This is a genomic window from Spirulina sp. CCNP1310 (assembly GCF_034932185.1).
Lineage (GTDB): Bacteria > Cyanobacteriota > Cyanobacteriia > Cyanobacteriales > Spirulinaceae > Spirulina.
Window position 1 is genome coordinate 1 of the sequence record NZ_JAYGHW010000012.1, and the last position, 15,921, is coordinate 15,921.

Annotated in this window: 15 protein-coding genes; 8 read left to right on the plus strand and 7 right to left on the minus strand. The window is 53.3% G+C overall.

All coding sequences use genetic code 11. The features are described 5' to 3' along the window. Window positions 1-179: photosystem II protein D2 (locus VB712_RS05090; RefSeq protein WP_323252885.1), on the plus strand; the 179-nt coding region annotated here is incomplete at its 5' end. Between the two features lie 584 nt (window positions 180-763). Beyond that, window positions 764-1,051, plus strand: coding sequence for a 4a-hydroxytetrahydrobiopterin dehydratase (locus VB712_RS05095; protein ID WP_323252791.1), 288 nt, complete (start codon window positions 764-766; stop codon window positions 1,049-1,051). Between the two features lie 30 nt (window positions 1,052-1,081). Here VB712_RS05095 and VB712_RS05100 read toward each other — a convergent pair whose 3' ends face one another. Next, the gene (locus tag VB712_RS05100) at window positions 1,082-1,450 is read right to left on the minus strand and encodes a metalloregulator ArsR/SmtB family transcription factor (protein ID WP_323252793.1); all 369 of its coding nucleotides are present in this window, start codon (window positions 1,448-1,450) and stop codon (window positions 1,082-1,084) included. Window positions 1,451-1,540: 90 nt separating this feature from the next. Between VB712_RS05100 and VB712_RS05105 the strand changes: the two genes are divergently transcribed. Together VB712_RS05105 and VB712_RS05110 are read left to right on the plus strand one after the other, a co-directional pair. After that, window positions 1,541-2,230, plus strand: a complete 690-nt coding sequence (locus VB712_RS05105; RefSeq protein ID WP_323252795.1) for an MBL fold metallo-hydrolase — start codon at window positions 1,541-1,543, stop codon at window positions 2,228-2,230. A 75-nt stretch (window positions 2,231-2,305) separates the two neighbouring features. Next, window positions 2,306-2,839 carry a rhodanese-like domain-containing protein gene (locus VB712_RS05110; protein ID WP_323252797.1) on the plus strand — a complete coding sequence of 178 codons (534 nt, stop codon included), beginning with the start codon at window positions 2,306-2,308 and terminating at the stop codon, window positions 2,837-2,839. A gap of 141 nt (window positions 2,840-2,980) precedes the next feature. On the opposite strand, the gene VB712_RS05115 is transcribed toward VB712_RS05110, so the two are convergent. The 3 genes from VB712_RS05115 to gshA form a co-directional block, all read right to left on the minus strand. Next, on the minus strand, window positions 2,981-4,441 hold the full coding sequence (locus tag VB712_RS05115; RefSeq protein ID WP_323252799.1) for a peptidoglycan DD-metalloendopeptidase family protein: 1,461 nt from the start codon (window positions 4,439-4,441) through the stop codon (window positions 2,981-2,983). Between the two features lie 915 nt (window positions 4,442-5,356). Continuing rightward, window positions 5,357-5,830, minus strand: coding sequence for a tRNA (cytidine(34)-2'-O)-methyltransferase (locus VB712_RS05120; RefSeq protein WP_323252801.1), 474 nt, complete (start codon window positions 5,828-5,830; stop codon window positions 5,357-5,359). Window positions 5,831-5,984: 154 nt separating this feature from the next. Next, window positions 5,985-7,124 carry a glutamate--cysteine ligase gene (gene gshA / locus VB712_RS05125; RefSeq protein WP_323252803.1) on the minus strand — a complete coding sequence of 380 codons (1,140 nt, stop codon included), beginning with the start codon at window positions 7,122-7,124 and terminating at the stop codon, window positions 5,985-5,987. Between the two features lie 404 nt (window positions 7,125-7,528). Between gshA and VB712_RS05130 the strand changes: the two genes are divergently transcribed. The 4 genes from VB712_RS05130 (at window position 7,529) to VB712_RS05145 (ending at window position 13,043) form a co-directional block, all read left to right on the plus strand. Further along, window positions 7,529-9,229 (plus strand): alpha/beta hydrolase, encoded by a 1,701-nt coding sequence (locus VB712_RS05130; protein WP_323252805.1) that lies wholly within the window; start codon window positions 7,529-7,531, stop codon window positions 9,227-9,229. Window positions 9,230-9,373: 144 nt separating this feature from the next. Further along, window positions 9,374-10,927: a bifunctional pantoate--beta-alanine ligase/(d)CMP kinase gene (locus VB712_RS05135; protein WP_416236254.1), complete on the plus strand. Its 1,554-nt coding sequence runs from the start codon at window positions 9,374-9,376 to the stop codon at window positions 10,925-10,927. Between the two features lie 149 nt (window positions 10,928-11,076). Then, a complete protein-coding gene (locus tag VB712_RS05140) occupies window positions 11,077-12,084 on the plus strand; it encodes a polysaccharide deacetylase family protein (protein WP_323252809.1) in 1,008 nt (335 codons plus the stop codon). Window positions 12,085-12,200: 116 nt separating this feature from the next. Then, the gene (locus VB712_RS05145; RefSeq protein WP_323252811.1) at window positions 12,201-13,043 is read left to right on the plus strand and encodes a pentapeptide repeat-containing protein; all 843 of its coding nucleotides are present in this window, start codon (window positions 12,201-12,203) and stop codon (window positions 13,041-13,043) included. A 93-nt stretch (window positions 13,044-13,136) separates the two neighbouring features. On the opposite strand, the gene VB712_RS05150 is transcribed toward VB712_RS05145, so the two are convergent. The 3 genes from VB712_RS05150 to VB712_RS05160 form a co-directional block, all read right to left on the minus strand. Further along, a complete protein-coding gene (locus tag VB712_RS05150) occupies window positions 13,137-14,081 on the minus strand; it encodes an ABC transporter permease (protein WP_323252813.1) in 945 nt (314 codons plus the stop codon). 18 nt (window positions 14,082-14,099) lie between these two features. Next, complete coding sequence (locus tag VB712_RS05155; RefSeq protein WP_323252814.1) at window positions 14,100-15,158, minus strand: ABC transporter permease; 1,059 nt, start codon at window positions 15,156-15,158, stop codon at window positions 14,100-14,102. 93 nt (window positions 15,159-15,251) lie between these two features. Next, window positions 15,252-15,821: a Uma2 family endonuclease gene (locus VB712_RS05160; protein ID WP_416236255.1), complete on the minus strand. Its 570-nt coding sequence runs from the start codon at window positions 15,819-15,821 to the stop codon at window positions 15,252-15,254. Window positions 15,822-15,921 lie beyond the last annotated feature (100 nt).

A 15,921-nucleotide genomic window follows, 5' to 3' on the forward strand; every position in this document is an offset into this window, starting at 1 on the left:
GGGCCTACGACTTCGTATCCCAAGAGATTCGCGCCGCCGAAGACCCTGAGTTTGAGACGTTCTACACGAAGAACATTCTCTTAAACGAAGGGATGCGGGCCTGGATGGCTCCCCAAGATCAACCCCATGAGCGGTTTATCTTCCCTGAAGAAGTGCTACCTCGCGGTAACGCCCTCTAGGTGATTCTCGCCCTGAGCCTTCTCTCTGTATCCAAACCCCCCTGAACCCAGGGGGGTTTCTCGTATTCACAAATCTGCTCGTAGGGGCGAAAAATTTTTCGCCCCTACACCCATCAATTCCCCAACCGGATTCCCGAGCAAAAATCTGTTGGCAGGGCTTGCCAGTTTTAAAAAATGTGTTATGCTACACGCAGATTACATTTAACCTAAAGCCGATAGGACACAGGAGGTGATGCCCATGATTGAGAGTAGTAAAACCATGGGTCTTCATGCGAGTTATCGCTGGCTGTGCGCTGGGGCCGTTCTTTAAGCTACCCGTGCTTGCATTGGATTAAGCTGGAGTTCCTTCCAGCAGTCGAGCGATCGCTTTGAAGACCCGACTAGACCGCCCCCACCAGGATGTGACAGAATCATCCGGTGGGGGCGGATAGTTTTTGTCCCTATTTTGTAGAATTTCAGGTTTTTCTATGGCAAAGCTTTTTGAAGACCCGACTCAACCACCCCTACCACCAGGATGTGACAGAATCATGCGGTAAGGGCAGATAATTTTTAGCCCCCATTGTTCACAATCATAGGTATTTTCCATGGCAAAACTTTTAACCACGGTTGAAGTAACCGCAAGCATGGCCCAATGCCCCCATTGGCAATTGGCGGGCAATGCCATTGTCCGCGAGTTGAAGTTTAAGGGGTTTGTGGAGGCGATCGCCTTTGTTAACCAATTGGTGGAACCCGCAGAGGCCGCTGGCCACCATCCCGATCTGGCCATTTCCTACAATCGGGTGACGATTACCCTCTCTACCCATGATGCTGGTGGGTTAACCGCCAACGATTTTGCCTTAGCTCAGGTCATTGATGTGATCGCCTCTGCTTGAAGGCCACCGGATCAGCACTTGGCCTTAAGGCTACAGTTCCCGAAAAATGCTCAAGGCTTCGATGTCTTGGCTTTGGTCTGCCAAGTTGGTGGCGAGGCGATCGCAAACAATGTCACAAATGTGGAAAATGCTAGGGTCAGCAATCCTGTAGTACACGGTCACGCCTTGGGGTTGGCGGTACACCATGCCCAACTGGGTTAACACCTTGAGATGCTTCGAGACATTCGCCTGCCCTAAGCCTGTGGACTCAATGATTTCCGTGACATTTTTCTCTCCAGACTTGAGGGCGCAGAGAATTTGCAGCCGACTCACTTCCGAGAGCACTTTGAAATATTCGGCAACCCGGCCCAGAACTGTGGAAGAGTTACGGCAGTTGTTCATTGCGTCTAATTTGTTCATATTGCTTCAAAAAGTTTAGCCTGTTTAGTGTCACATCATATTACTATATGATAATATGTTCAGTATATCGCAACCCAGAGGTTATCCCCGATGATTTTTCGTCAACTCTTTGATCCTGAAACCAGTACCTATACTTATCTGATCGCCGATCCCGAAACCAAAGAAGCCATTTTCGTTGATCCGGTCATTGAGCAAGTGGATCGGGATTGGCAACTGCTTCAAGAATTGGGCTTGACTCTACGCTACTGCTTTGAAACCCATATCCATGCTGACCACATCACCGGAACAGGCAAACTCCGGGAAAAAACCGGTTGCTCTGGGGTGGCCCCCAAGGAATCCGGCGTGGTTTGTGCGGATATTGGCTGTAGTGATGGCGATCGCTTCACCATTGGGGCGATTACGGTGGAGGCGATCGCTACCCCCGGCCATACCCATTGTGATATCACCTACCTCGTCAACGGTACACATTTACTCACTGGCGATAGCCTCTTCATCCGAGGTTGCGGCCGCACCGATTTCCAAAGCGGCAGTGCCGCAGCCCTCTACGACTCCATCACCGAAAAACTCTTCACCCTTCCTGATCACATCTGGGTCTATCCCGGCCATGACTATCGCGGTCAAACCGTCTCTACCATTGGGGAAGAAAAACAGTACAATCCTCGCCTCGCTGGGCAAAGCAAAACCGCCTTTGTAGAATTAATGGGCAGCCTCAACCTGCCTAATCCGAAAAAAATCATGGAAGCCGTCCCCGCCAACCAACATTGTGGTCAAAAAGTCTAGGCTTCTTTGTCACAATCATCCACCCGCTATCCGTTAGCAGCACAATCTCCACTTATTTATCCTTCAAAACGAATCATGACGACTCAAACCGAAATTCAAGCGATCGCCCCCAAAACCCTCAAACAATGGCTTGAGCAAGGGCAAGTGACCCTCGTCGATGTCCGCGAACCCTCCGAATATGCCGGTGAACGCATCCCCGGAGCGCACCGCGTTTCCTTGTCCAGTTTTGACCCTGCCCAAATCCCCACCGAAGCAGATAAAACCCTCATCCTCTATTGCGAAAGCGGTAGCCGCTCCAGTCAAGCTGCCCGCCGCATGATCATCGCCGGTTATGAATCCGTGATTCACCTCGAAGGCGGCATGAATGCCTGGAAACAAGCAGGCTTCCTCACCCAAGTCAACAAAAATGCCCCGATTAGCATCATGCGCCAAGTGCAAATTATTGCTGGCACACTCATCCTCACCGGCACATTGTTAGGGGCCTTTGTTAACCCGGCATTTCTCTTCCTCAGCGGTTTCGTCGGGGCCGGGTTGACCTTTGCCGGTGTATCCGGAACCTGCGCCATGGCCATGTTACTCGCCAAACTCCCCTACAACCAACAGGGTTAACCGAGAATAAACGTTAAAGGTGGTAGGGGCGAAAAATTTTTCGCCTCTACGCTCATCAGATCCGCATCAGATCCCGCATATCTGAATCAAAAACCGAGCCAAAGATTTTCTTTGGCTCGGTTTGCTGATTAGGAATCGAAACTAACGGCTGGGTAAGAACGCCATCGGATTCGTTGCACCACTGCCCGCAGGGTGAACTTCAAAGTGGAGGTGGGGGCCGGTGCTGAAGCCCGTGCTGCCCATCAGAGCAATTTGTTGACCCTGTTCAACGCGATCGCCAGTACGCACCAAAACGCGACTGTGGTGAGCATAGAGGGTGATACTGCCATCAGCATGGCGAATCCGCACCCAGTTGCCATAACCGCCATTATTCCAACCGGCAGAAATCACTTCCCCAGACGCAGCCGCATAAATGGGGGTTCCGGTGGGAGCCGCGATATCAATCCCCCGGTGCATCCGTCCCCAACGGGGGCCATAACCAGAGGTCAGCGTCCCGCGAGCAGGCCAGATAAAGCCGTTAAACTCTTGGGGGCGATCGGGAAGATACTGATCACGCTCTTGCAGGGGCGGAATTTGGGGTTCCACACTCTGACCAGCGGGCAATTGCAGCAAGCGGTTATAGCCTTGGCTGGGGATGGGGGCAGCGGCTACCACATCAGCAGCAGAGGCGATCATACCCGGTTCAGCCCCTTGGACATTTGCAGTGCCGGGCTTGCGCAGTTCTTGCTGACGCTGCCATTCCGGTGAGGCTTGCTGCCCTTGGATTGGATTGGCATCGGTGACAGCGGGAGCTTGTACCGTTGGCCGCTCCACTGCTTGGCGAGTCCGGGCCTGTTGAGCGCGGTACTCTTCACGCATTTGCATGATTTCTTCCTTCAGACGATCAATCCGACCATCACCACTGCTGCTCGCCACAGGAGCCGCTAAAATCGGCGTGCTTTGGGCAATTTCTTGGGTCGGGGTAGCGGCGGGGACGGTATTCACCGACTGGGTTGCCACCTCAGGCGTTAGGGCTGGGGTAACGGCTTCGGCAGGAATAATCAGTTCTTGATTAATTTGTAAGGTGCGCGGATCACGAATGTCGTTGCTGGCGAGCAGGGTTTCAACGGAAATTTGATAACGTTCCGCCAGTTGACCGGGAGTTTCACCGGGTTGAACCTTGTGGATCAAGGTTGAGGTTTGAGGCGATGTAACCTCGGGTTGTTCAACGGGGGTAGGGGCAAGATTGACTGCTGCTTCGATTTCTTCGATTTCAGGGGCAGAAGCTTCGACAGTGGGAAGGACAGGATTGGATTCTTCTGTCGGGATGACCACGGCAACCTGCACAGGCTCCGGTGTCGCCACAATCGCTTCAGACTCAAGGGCCGTTGTGGGAATCGCAATGGTTTGGCCGATGGCTAAAATTGCTTCTTTATCGAGATCATTGGTGGCAGCAATGACTTCGGTTGGCACGTTATAGGATTGGGAAAGGTCCCAAAGGGTTTCGCCATCACGGATTTGATGTTCGACCAGAGCGGGTTCGGCGGCGATCGCCTCTTCCCCCTGACTGACAAGCATAACACCGGCGGTTGCCCCCATGGACAGAGCAGCGATTCCTAGCATAGTTGCACTAGCACGGCGAGCAGAGTCGCTAGAATTCACTTTCTTGGGATTTAAGTCTTTCTTTTCCAACATTTCTCGTGAGCGATTTGAATGGGGAGGAACAGATTGGACGTTTTGTGTGAGTGAGCGTTTCAAAAACGACCTCCTGGACATTGGTAATAGTGTGACCTTTGGTGATACAGACTGTGTGAGGTCTGTTCAAGAATCTCACCGTATCCCTGTGACAGTGATCACTGAATCCTGACGAAGGGCATGACGTAGGTAAGATTACTCTGCTTTGCCAAAATAGACAAGAGACAACTTGAATTTTGGAGGGGGCAGTCGTCTGAACTGTAGAGGAGTTCTTCAGTTGAGACGATTAAACCGGAAAGGTTGTTCAAACCAATTGAAGTGTAATCTAAGCGAACTTTGTCCGAACGACAAGCCCAAGGAATCACGGTCAAAACGGCTCGTTGCAAAAATTTAGCATTGCTCAATTGGCTCTTGAAATCGCTGAAGTCCTGATCTGGTATAGCGTTTATTGATTAAATCTCCAGTGTTACCCCCATAAGATTCACAAGTTTTCTCTCTATCCATATTGGGGATAAGTTGATAGGAATTTCTTATCAAATTCTTAAGATCTCGTAGCCTAAGTCACTAAATGCGGCGTTAAATCCCCCTTTCATTGCCCTGGATTGTCTATCTCTGGCATTAATTTTCAGCCGTCCCCTACCTGAATTCGCCGCCCTCTTTTCACTTCTATCTCAATTTCTGAACATCTATTGAAGCCGGGCCAGAGGGGTCGATAACCGTGGCTTAAGCAGTAAGCCTAGGGTTGATGGTAATGAGGGTGTTGACAAGGGGGATCTTCCTTGGGGGCGATCGCCCCTGGCCAGAATCCCCGTATTCATAAACACTGTTTAGGAATATATGCCCCTAACGGGGTGGAAGTTGGGGATAGCCCAACTGGCGGCGGCTTTCAAATAACCCCACCGCCACACTCACCGATAAGTTTAAACTCCGTACCGCTGGCTGGCCCATGGGGATATAGACCGTAGCATCACAGGCGGCCAGGACATCCGCCGGTAATCCTTGGGTTTCACAGCCAAATAATAGCCAGTCCTGCTCTTGATACTGCCAAGCGAAATGACTACAGGTTCCCGTCACGCTAAAGCCGATTTTACGCCCGCCTTGGGCTGCACAAACCTGGTAAAACGTATCAATATCTTCATGGCAATGAAGTTTGACATGGGGCCAATAGTCTAATCCCGCCCGTTTTAGGTAGCGATCGCTCAGTTCAAAGCCCAAGGGCTGAACCAAGTGTAGCTCTGTGTTTGTGGCGGCACAGGTGCGGGCAATATTACCTGTATTGGGGGGGATTTCCGGATGAACTAAAACGACCTTGGGCATTAATATCACTAGAATGCGATAAATAGATTGTGTTTTACCCCCCAGATCTATCGATTCGTTTTGCTGATAGCTGGGGGGGAGCGGCGATTGATTAGTTATTGTGAAGTATTGTAAAGAGGGCGCGAAATGGCGGCAAATCCAGACCCAGTAAGGGTTACGCCACCATTTCGATACAGAGCTTGTCTTGGAGTTCTTGCTCGGCCTGAACCATTGTTCCGATCGCCCCTTGGAGAATTTGCTGGGGTGTTAACCCCTGCTCATACTGTTGCAGCCATTGTTGAGCTTCATTGCCTTGGCTGAGAATTTTATGGAGGGGGGAAAGGAAACAGCCAAAACTATGGTGTTTCGCCACGGGCCAAAGTTGGCCGTAAAGTTCTTCAATCCAAGCCGCAGCGGTGAGTTCTCGGCCATCCTGCCAATGCTGCACGGTGGCCCCAAGGCTATGGCGGGCGATCGCCTGTTCATTGGCGGCGGTGAGGGTGAGCAATTCATCGGGGGTCAGTTCGCTTTGGGTGAGGGGGTCAAGGCGAGGATCTTCGAGCATTTGGATCAGCCGCGCTTCTAAAAAAGCGACAATCGCCAATAGCGCAATCGGGTTACTCACCAGATCACAGATCCGCAGTTCGAGACGATTGAGGGTGTAGGGACGGCGATCGCCATTGGGGCGCACCGAAACCCACAGATGGCGCACATTTTGCATCGTCCCCAGCACTAACTGCTCCTCAGTCCATTGAATGAAATGCTGATGACTACTAAACAGTGGCACATGGGCAGGGGTTTGGGGAAAGACGCTCCAGCGGCTGGAGTGGGAGCCGGTGGGCTGGCCATCTAAAAAGGGTGAGGAAGCACTTAAGGCTAAATATAAAGGAGCCTCCAGGCGAATCAACCGACAAGCCCGCATTAACTGTTCCGGATCGGCAATGCCGATATTAATATGGACGCTGGCCGTCACCACCGTTGTATGGTAGGTCTGCTCAATATAGCTGTGGTAGGGATTATCCGGGTCAGAACGGAAAAAACGGCTCGTATCCCCCAAGCTCAGGGTACTTCCCGGCATTAAGGTATAGTCCCCCAAGGTTTTCACATAGTCCCGCAAGCGCTGGCGGGGCCGCACCAAAGCACAGAGGAGGCGATCGTAGCCCGTGAAAGGGGCCGTCGTATATTCAACATTGCGACTATCCGGTTCCCGGACAAACCCGGTGAGATCCCGCACAATCTGATCAGAAAGTCCCACAATCGTTCCGTCGGGATGGCCGGTGTAGAGTTCAATTTCACAACCTTTTGAGAGCAGCACCTTCGGTTCTTTCCTCCATCGGGGGATCAATAGCTATCTCTCCATTTTAGGGGTTAGATTCTCCTCTTCCCCTGTAACAAAGGGATACAATGTGCGCGATCGCACGGAAGTAATCCCCGTCATCTTGCGTACAATGAAAGCCTGTCGTCCCCTAGGGGGACTCAGAACGCCTCTGGTTCGTGACCTTGGAACCTCTGGGTGAGCAATCCATTCAAACCCGATTAACCTCACCGAAGGGTCACAAGGGAGAAATTTCTGACTTTTTCCCTTGGGTTCTGCCCTCGATCTGCAATTCCTGCAATCCATCAGTCCCTTTCCTCCCGTCACTCATAAAAATTGTGCGTGCTTTTTTTACTTCTCTCCGTTCAACACTGCTCATTTTTGGTCTAGCTTGCAGTGGAATCTTGCTCGCTGCTCCGGCCCTAGGGACTGAATTACTTCGGCTCCAAGCCGGCCCCATGGAGCGCACCCTAACGCTGAAGGATCTCGAACAGTTTGCCGCCACCGGAAAACTGCCCCCCACGTTGCAAGAGTTTGCCCCCCTGATCACCGGAGAACTCCAAGCCCTGCTCAATCAAACCTTTGAAATTGATCGTCAAATTGCTGATCGCTTCCTTCAGGATTTGCTCAAAACCCGTGACGGCCAAACCTTGATGGCCCAACTGCAACAAGCGATCCCCCACAGTAGCAGCCACGATCTCCAGTTCGCGATGTATGAAACCCTCAACGCGGCGGAAAAAATTACCCCGTTGACGATCCTGGCTCACTATCCCCAACAGGAATTAACCATCGATCTGATCATGGCGGGTCGGCTAGCGCTCCAACTGCGTCGGGCGGATCTCCACAGCCAAATCCTCAGTCCGGTGTTAGCAGAGCAGCTACGGGTGAAATCCAGCCGCAGCCCCTTGCCCCGCCCCAGTTTTGACCCCAGCCAATTGGGGCCGTTACCTGTGCGCCATCGCAATTTGGTGTTTGAGGATCGCAGCCGCCGCCGACGCATTTCGGTGGATTTCTACCACAGTCACCAAGCCCAGGGGCCGCTGATTGTCCTCTCCCATGGCTTTGCCGCTGACCGGCGGTTTATGGCCTACTTGGGGGAACATCTCGCCTCCTACGGTTTTACGGTGGTGGCCCTAGAGCATCCCGGCAGCAATATTGATTTATTGGCGAAGATTTCCCTGAATCGGGAGCCGGGGGAGGTGTTGGCGGCTCAGGAATTTATCGATCGCCCCCTGGATATTCAATTCCTCCTCAATGAAATTGAACGGCGTAAGACCCAATGGCCCAATACGGGGAAGTTGTTTAATACCGATCAGGTGGTGGTGGTGGGCCATTCCTTGGGGGGATATACGGCCCTGGCTTTAGCGGGGGGGGAGTTGGATCTGCCCGCCCTGCGGTCTTTTTGTCAAAAAAGTAGCCCCATTGGGCGATCGCCCGCCGATTGGCTCCAATGCTCGGCAGCCAAACTGCCCTACACAACGTTAAATTTTCGCGATCGCCGCATCATCCAAGCCGTGGCCCTCAACCCTGTGGTCGGCCATCTCTTTGGAGCAAAGGGCATCAGTAAGGTGATGGTTCCGGTGATGATGTTTAGTCATAACCACGATGCGGTGGCCCCGATTTTGGAGCATCAACTGCAACCCTTTCGGGAGCTAACCGTTAATAAATCCCTGATTGCCATTTTGGGCGCGACCCACATGAGCATCACCGATGAAAGCAACAGCAACAGCACCATGGCCCAAAGTACGCTGGTGCGGGAAGTGATGGGGCTAGATGCAGCACCTGTGCGGGCATTGGTGAAGGGGTTAATTTTATCCCTGGTGCAGCAACACACCGAGAAGGCGGACATTTACCGCCCTTTCCTCAGTGCGGCCTATGTGGAATCCCGCTCTACGCCGGAATTTACCATGCGGTTGACGCGGGAACTGCCGCCGGAGGTGAACCGCTGGATGGAGGCGTTGCTGTTGCCCAGTTTAGTCCCGGATGCCACCCGTTCGGTTTGGTTCAATCTTAATCAGCGCTGGGTGGCCCTCCAGCACCGCCTGCGGCCACCCCGTTCCTGTCGGGGGCAGTTGGATCGGATTTTTAATCAACTCCTGAGTTAGGCTCCAAGGCAGAATTGGATCACGATTTGCGAATCTTGGTGATCAAGAGTTTGGTATTGATCCGGAAAATCCTTTGCTTTCTCCCTTGGATTTCGCAGTGTGATCGCCTATATTGATTGGTTTGTGAAAAGAATTGAGGGGATTATGGTGCGCTTGCTTCAGACCATCGCCGGACTACGGGCCTATCTTGAACAAGAGAGCCAGGGTAAAACCGTGGGCCTGGTGCCCACAATGGGGGCATTGCATCAAGGTCATGGGCGGCTGATGGAAGCGGCCCGGGCGGAAAATGAGTTGGTGGTGGTGAGTATTTTCGTCAATCCCCTTCAGTTTGGCCCCCAGGAAGATTTAGACCGTTACCCCCAAAATTTAGCAGCGGATTGTGAGGTGTGCGATCGCCTCGGTGTTGATGTCGTGTTTGCCCCCTCAGCGGCGGAAATGGGGATCACCGCCAACCCCTTAGATGAACCAACCCTGATTAACCCCCCCGCGACCATGGTGGCAGGCCTCTGTGGCAACCAGCGGCCGGGGCATTTCCAAGGGGTGGCGACGATTGTTGTACAACTTCTCAACCTCGTCCAACCGGATCGCGCCTACTTTGGCCGTAAAGATGCCCAGCAGTTGGCGATTATCCGCCGCCTCGTTGCGGATTTGAAAATTTCCGTCGAGATCCGCCCCTGCGCTATTGTCCGCGAACCCTCGGGCCTGGCCTACAGTTCCCGCAATCAATACCTCACCCCCCAGCAACGGGAACAGGCGGCCCAACTGTGGCAGAGCCTCCAGCAGGCCCACAGCGCCTTTGAGCGGGGGCAAACCCAGGTGCGCCCTTTGGTGGAGCAGGTGCGGCGGCAGTTAGCAGCGATTCCTGATGCGGTGGTGGATTATGTGGAATTGGTGGATCCTGAACAGTTAACCCCCTTGGAAGAAGTGAAAACAGCGGGGCTATTGGCGATCGCCGTCCGGTTTGGCTTCACCCGCCTGATTGATAACATCACGCTGCGGCAACGGCGGCCAATTATTGCCATTGATGGCCCCGCTGGCGTGGGCAAATCCACCGTCGCCCAACGGCTGGCGAAAAACCTCAACCTCCTCTATCTCGACACGGGGGCCATGTACCGGGCGATGACCTGGCAGGTGTTGGAGTTGGGCATTGATGTGGAGGATGGGGTGGCGATCGCCGAATTAGCCAGTCGTGCCGAGATCCAATTCATCCCGGAGCAGCCGGTGCAACGGGTCTTGATCAACGGCATGGAAGTGACCACCGCCATTCGCACCCCGGAAGTCACCCGGGCCGTTTCCGCCGTGTCCAGCCATCGCGCTGTGCGGGCGCAATTGGTATGGCAACAGCAACAATGGGGGCAGCAGGGGGGAATTGTCGCCGAAGGTCGGGATATTGGTACTTATGTTTTTCCCGATGCCGAAGTAAAAATTTTCCTCACGGCCTCAGTCATCGAACGGGCGCGGCGGCGGTGGGCAGAACTGCAACAGCAGGGTTATGGCCATCTCACCGTTGAAGAAGTCGCGGCACAACTCACAGAACGCGATCGCCTCGATAGCACCCGCCAAACCGCCCCCCTGCGCCAAGCCGAAGATGCGATCGCCCTTTGTACCGATGGGTTAACAATTCCTGACGTAATCACACGGATTACTGAGCATTATCAGGCGATCGCCCAACCTTCCCCCGCATTCCAAATTATTTAATCCGAAATTGTAAAATTTCCGGATATGATCGGGGCGAGGCTGTGCTTATCAAAACCGGATACTCATTGCTAGTTTGTGAGATCATCGGCCATTGCAAATTTTCTTGAGTACATTGCCCCCCTATACCCCATTCATTTTTTGGATCGAGCGTGAGTAGTCCAAAACCATTTCAAACCTTCTGTCAGTGGTGGTGGGGTCAACTGAGAGCCAAGTGGCTTCTCTATATTGTCCTTGCTATTACCACCCTAACCCTCTGTGTCACCTTCCAGAGTCCCATTAGTCGTACAGCTCAAGCCTTCGTTCGCGGCCCCGTTGCCTATAGTGGCCTGACTGCCAGGCTCAATCAACTTTCTTCCCTTGCCAATCAAGCTTGGGCCAATCAGCTTGAACTGTTAGCGCAGCAAGCCGAAGCCATGAACTTCACCGTCCCGGAACATTTCCGGGGCAAAACCATTAGATCCGTTCCTTTGCCCAGTGGTCGCAAAGTTATTGCCCTCACCTTTGATGATGGCCCCCTCGACCCTTACACCAACGATATTTTGTATATCTTGGAAAATAACGATGTCAAGGCAACATTTTTCCTCATTGGTCGTAGTGTGCAAGCCTTTCCGAACCGGGCCAAACACATCCAAATGAAAGGCCATGCCTTGGCAAACCACAGTTGGAGCCATCCCTACGCCCAACAAAGCCCTGCCGGTGCAGCCGCCCAAATTGACAACACCGATACCTGGATTAAACAAACCACCGGATTCACCCCCACCCTATTCCGTCCCCCTGGGGGCATACTCAATAACGGCATGGCCGGTTATGCTGCCCAAAAGGGCCAAGTGGTGGTGATGTGGTCTGCCGATTCTAAGGATTACTACGCCTCAGCCCCCAATATTATTAAGCGGGTGATGGCAGAGGCTTCTCCCGGTGGGATTGTGCTGTTCCACGATGGCGGCGGCAATCGCAGCCAAACAGTTTTAGCCTTGCCGTTTATTATTAAACAACTGCGAGAGCAGGGCTATGAATTTGTTACTGTGCCTGAGTTGTTAAAGCTTTACGAGGAAGAAGTCAAGGCGATCAACGCCGCGAAAGCAGCGGAAACAGCCAAGGCTGCTGAGGCGGTGCAGGCATCACCCCCAGCACAACCCCCGCCAACCCTGGGTTATTAACAACCCCAAACAAACTAAACCCTCCCTCTCCCCCTTGCGGCGGAGAGGGATTTTTGTCTGAGGGTTGCCAGGAAAAACCGTAAAATTGCGGATAGATCTTTCCATTGCCGATCCCTATGAATCGTGAATTCATCTTGCAACGCTATGCCGAGGGTGAGCGAGATTTTTGTGATCTCATCTTGCCGACCATTGATCTGAGCCGCACGATGTTGCGGGGAGCGGCGTTTGTGCAAAGTGATCTCACCCGGGCGCTGTTAAAACGAGCAGATTTTAGCCACATCAGTTTAAATAGTGCCATTTTGGAGGCGGCGGATCTCGAAGGCGTAAACCTCAGTCGCAGCGATTTAAGTATGGCGGATTTACGCCATGCCAATCTGAGTTATGCCATTCTCAACCTTGCTAGTCTGATTGGGGCCGATTTAGAAGCCGCCTATTTAGTGATGACTCAATTATTAGGCTGTGATCTCAGCGGCGTTAATTTAACCTATGGGACTTTACTGGGGGCGAGTTGTATGGGGGCTAAGTTTGTGGGCAGCAACCTCAGGGATGCCAATCTCAGCCGGACTTATCTCTATGATGCTGATTTCCGCGAGGCTTGTCTAACGGGAACGGGACTCCATGGTGCTCTGTATAATCGCCATACCCGCTTTCCGGTGGATTATGATCTCACCCAGTCTGGTGCTTATTTAATTGCGCCGGGGGTTGATTTGAGTAAAACGCTGTTAAGTGGGATGTATTTGGCGACGGTACAACTGACGGGGGCGAATTTAAAGGAAGCAGATTTACAGCGCTCGGATTTGGCCTCTGCCCATCTTGAGGGGGCGAATTTAACCGGAGCTAATTTAACGGGGGCAAACCTCAGGGGGGCGGATTTAACGGGGGCGGTGTGCGATCGCACCTGTTTCACCGATGCTAATCTGACGGGGGCGACGCTTCCGGATGGGACGATTCATCCTTAGGGGGAATGGGGAACGGGGAATGGGGAATGGGGAACGGGGAATAGGGGGCAATCTAGGAAGCCCCTCGCCCTTTTGGGAGAGGGGTTGAGGGTGTTAGTTTTCCTTCCCTAAGGCTCCCGGTGCGCCGGTTAGGGTCTTTTTGGGGGAGCAGGTGAGGATCATAATTCCCAGGGTGAGGACATAGGGGGCGGCGTTAAAGAGGTAATAGAAGGAGTCTACGCCGACGGACTGTAGCGCTGGCCCTAAGGCCTGTGCTCCACCAAATAAGAGGGAGGCATAGAGGCATTGCATCGGGTTCCAGCGGGCGAAAATCACCAACGCCACCGCCATGAGGCCCTGACCACTGGAGATCATTTCTGTCCACACGCCAGGGTAATAGAGGGAAAGGGATGCCCCACCAATGCCAGCGAGGAAGCTGCCTCCCATAATGCTCAACATCCGCACTTTGAAGATGGAAACCCCCATGGCTCGGGCGGCTTCCGGGGCATCCCCGACGGCGCGGATCAGTAAACCCCAACGGGTGGCGCGGAAAAACCACTGCATCACCGGAGCGAGGACTAGACCCAAAAGAAAGAGGGGACTGATTTTAAAGGCGGCTTGGACGGCGGGCAAACTGCTCCAATTCCCCAGATGGAACGTGGGCAACTGGGGGGCAACGGGTTGAATAAAGGGCTTGCCAAAGAAATAGGCGATACCACTGCCAAAGATAATCATGGCAATGCCCACCGCCACATCATTGACCCGCCGTTGCTGGGCAAGCCAACCATGGATCGCTCCGAGAGCAGCCCCAGCTAAACCGGCAACAAGCACGCCAAAAAGGGGAGCGAGGACGTTGCCGAGGCTGTTGCGGGTGAGGTAGGAAATGGCGTAGGCGGTCATCGCTCCGGTGAGCAGGGTTCCCTCTAAACCGAGGTTAATTTTGCCGCTTTTTTCCGTGAGGCATTCCCCCAAGCTGACGAATAAAAAGGGCGTGCCGCCGCGCATCGTACCAGCGGCGATCGCCAGGGGTACACCCCACCATCCCAAGGCTTCGGACATGGTAATTGTTCTCCGTGATTAGTTGTTGCTGGCAAGATTTTTGGGTTGTAGGGCGGCAATGGTGCCATAGCGGGATTCACTGTAGAGGACACAGAGAAACACTAAGCCCTGAAAGACGAGGACGGTGGCATCGGGGAGGCCGTGCGATCGCTGCAATATCCCCCCACTGGCCAAAATTCCTCCCAATAAGACCGCAATCACCCCCGCTGCGAGGGGGTTATGGCGGGCCACAAAGGCGACTAAAATCCCACCGTAGCCGTAGCCGACATTGAGAGAGGCATTGGCCCGGCCATGGACAGCGGCCACCTCCACCATCCCCGCCAACCCCGCACAGGAACCGGCGAGAAAACAAATGGCGAGGGTGAGTTGCCCCACCGGCAACCCGGCAATACGGGCGGCGCGGAGGTTGCCGCCTGCGGTGCGGGCGGCAAAACCAAAGGTGGTGCGCTGGATCAAAATATAGGCGATGATGCAGGCGATGATTCCGTAGACTAAGCCGTAATGGATGCGAGTGCCGGGGATCGTTCCCACCTGATAGACCGTCTCCAAGGGGAATGTGGAGGGTTTATTGAGGGAAGAGGGGTCTTTCATGGGCCCCTCTACCAAATGATTGAGGAGGGCGATCGCCACATAGTTCATCAATAAACTACTGATGGTTTCATTCACGCCCCGCCAATGGCGTAACGCTCCAGCGATCCCGATCCAGACTCCTCCAAAAATCATCCCTGTTAGGGCCATGAGTATTTGCACGACTAAGGGGGGAGCGGCGGTTCCCATGGCCAAGCCCGCAGCAATTGCCCCAATCCCTCCCATCACTAACGCCCCTTCATTACCAATAATCACCAACCCCAACCGGGCGGGCAGGGCGGTGCAGAGAGCACTGAGCATCAGGGGTGCGGCCCGAATTAACGTATTTTGCCAGGAACTCCACTGGCCAAAGGCGGCTTTATAAATCGAACCATAAACCCCAAAGGGATTGGCTCCGGCAGCTAAACAGAAGAGTCCAAAGAGCAGGAGTGCAACGAGAATCGCACTGAGGGGCAGCACAACGGATTCAAGGTGTTTGCGGGTGAGCATGGGGCGATCGCAGGCAAGAACGTCCCCACTATACCGCTGATTTTTCTCCCAAACTGTCCAGCGAGGAACGAAATTTGGATCAATTGGGGGGGATTATCGGGAACTTAGCCAACTCACGCCCCGATAGAGGCTTAAAAGGGGAATCTCTAAACCAATACTGTGGAGTTGCAAGGTTTGTTCTGGATCGCTATATCGTTCCCGCTCCCATTGGCTCCATTCAACCCGACGACGACATTCAACGGCGATTTGGTCTTGGGCAATGAGCAGGTATTCCTCCAATGTGGGCAGTTTTTGATAGTCGGTGAATTTTTCCCCCCGGTCAAAGGCAGCAGTGGAGGGGGAAAGCACCTCCACAATCAGTTTGGGATAGCGTTTGATGTAGCGATCGCCCTGATCACGAGGGTCACAGATGACAAAAGCATCGGGGTAGTAGAAAAAATCATCGGCATAATTCACTTTCACCGTGCCAGAGCGTACCGTACAGCCCTGCGATCGCACCTGATCCCGGATCAAACCGATGAGGTTGAGCGTGATTTCATCATGATCATCACTATTCCCTGCCATAGCATAGACCAAGCCTTGACGATATTCATGACGGAGATTGCTGTTGTGCTCTAGGGCGAGATATTCCTGGGGGCTGAATTGGGAGGAATGGGCGATCATGATATTTTTAGCGGCGATCATCAACATTTTAGCGAACCCCCCAACGCAAAACCGACCCGGTATGTACCGGGTCGGGAGAGAGCAAAATGCAAAATATTCA

What these genes read in the sequence shown, in the direction of transcription:
- VB712_RS05105 (WP_323252795.1), top strand. Translation starts at nt 1,541, where the DNA reads ATGATTTTTCGTCAACTCTTTGATCCTGAAACCAGTACCTATACTTAT.
- VB712_RS05110 (WP_323252797.1), top strand. Translation starts at nt 2,306, where the DNA reads ATGACGACTCAAACCGAAATTCAAGCGATCGCCCCCAAAACCCTCAAA.
- VB712_RS05120 (WP_323252801.1), bottom strand. Translation starts at nt 5,830, where the DNA reads ATGCCCAAGGTCGTTTTAGTTCATCCGGAAATCCCCCCCAATACAGGT.
- VB712_RS05100 (WP_323252793.1), bottom strand. Translation starts at nt 1,450, where the DNA reads ATGAACAAATTAGACGCAATGAACAACTGCCGTAACTCTTCCACAGTT.
- VB712_RS05150 (WP_323252813.1), bottom strand. Translation starts at nt 14,081, where the DNA reads ATGTCCGAAGCCTTGGGATGGTGGGGTGTACCCCTGGCGATCGCCGCT.
- VB712_RS05155 (WP_323252814.1), bottom strand. Translation starts at nt 15,158, where the DNA reads ATGCTCACCCGCAAACACCTTGAATCCGTTGTGCTGCCCCTCAGTGCG.
- VB712_RS05095 (WP_323252791.1), top strand. Translation starts at nt 764, where the DNA reads ATGGCAAAACTTTTAACCACGGTTGAAGTAACCGCAAGCATGGCCCAA.
- VB712_RS05160 (WP_416236255.1), bottom strand. Translation starts at nt 15,821, where the DNA reads ATGATCGCCCATTCCTCCCAATTCAGCCCCCAGGAATATCTCGCCCTA.
- VB712_RS05135 (WP_416236254.1), top strand. Translation starts at nt 9,374, where the DNA reads ATGGTGCGCTTGCTTCAGACCATCGCCGGACTACGGGCCTATCTTGAA.
- VB712_RS05115 (WP_323252799.1), bottom strand. Translation starts at nt 4,441, where the DNA reads ATGCTAGGAATCGCTGCTCTGTCCATGGGGGCAACCGCCGGTGTTATG.
- VB712_RS05145 (WP_323252811.1), top strand. Translation starts at nt 12,201, where the DNA reads ATGAATCGTGAATTCATCTTGCAACGCTATGCCGAGGGTGAGCGAGAT.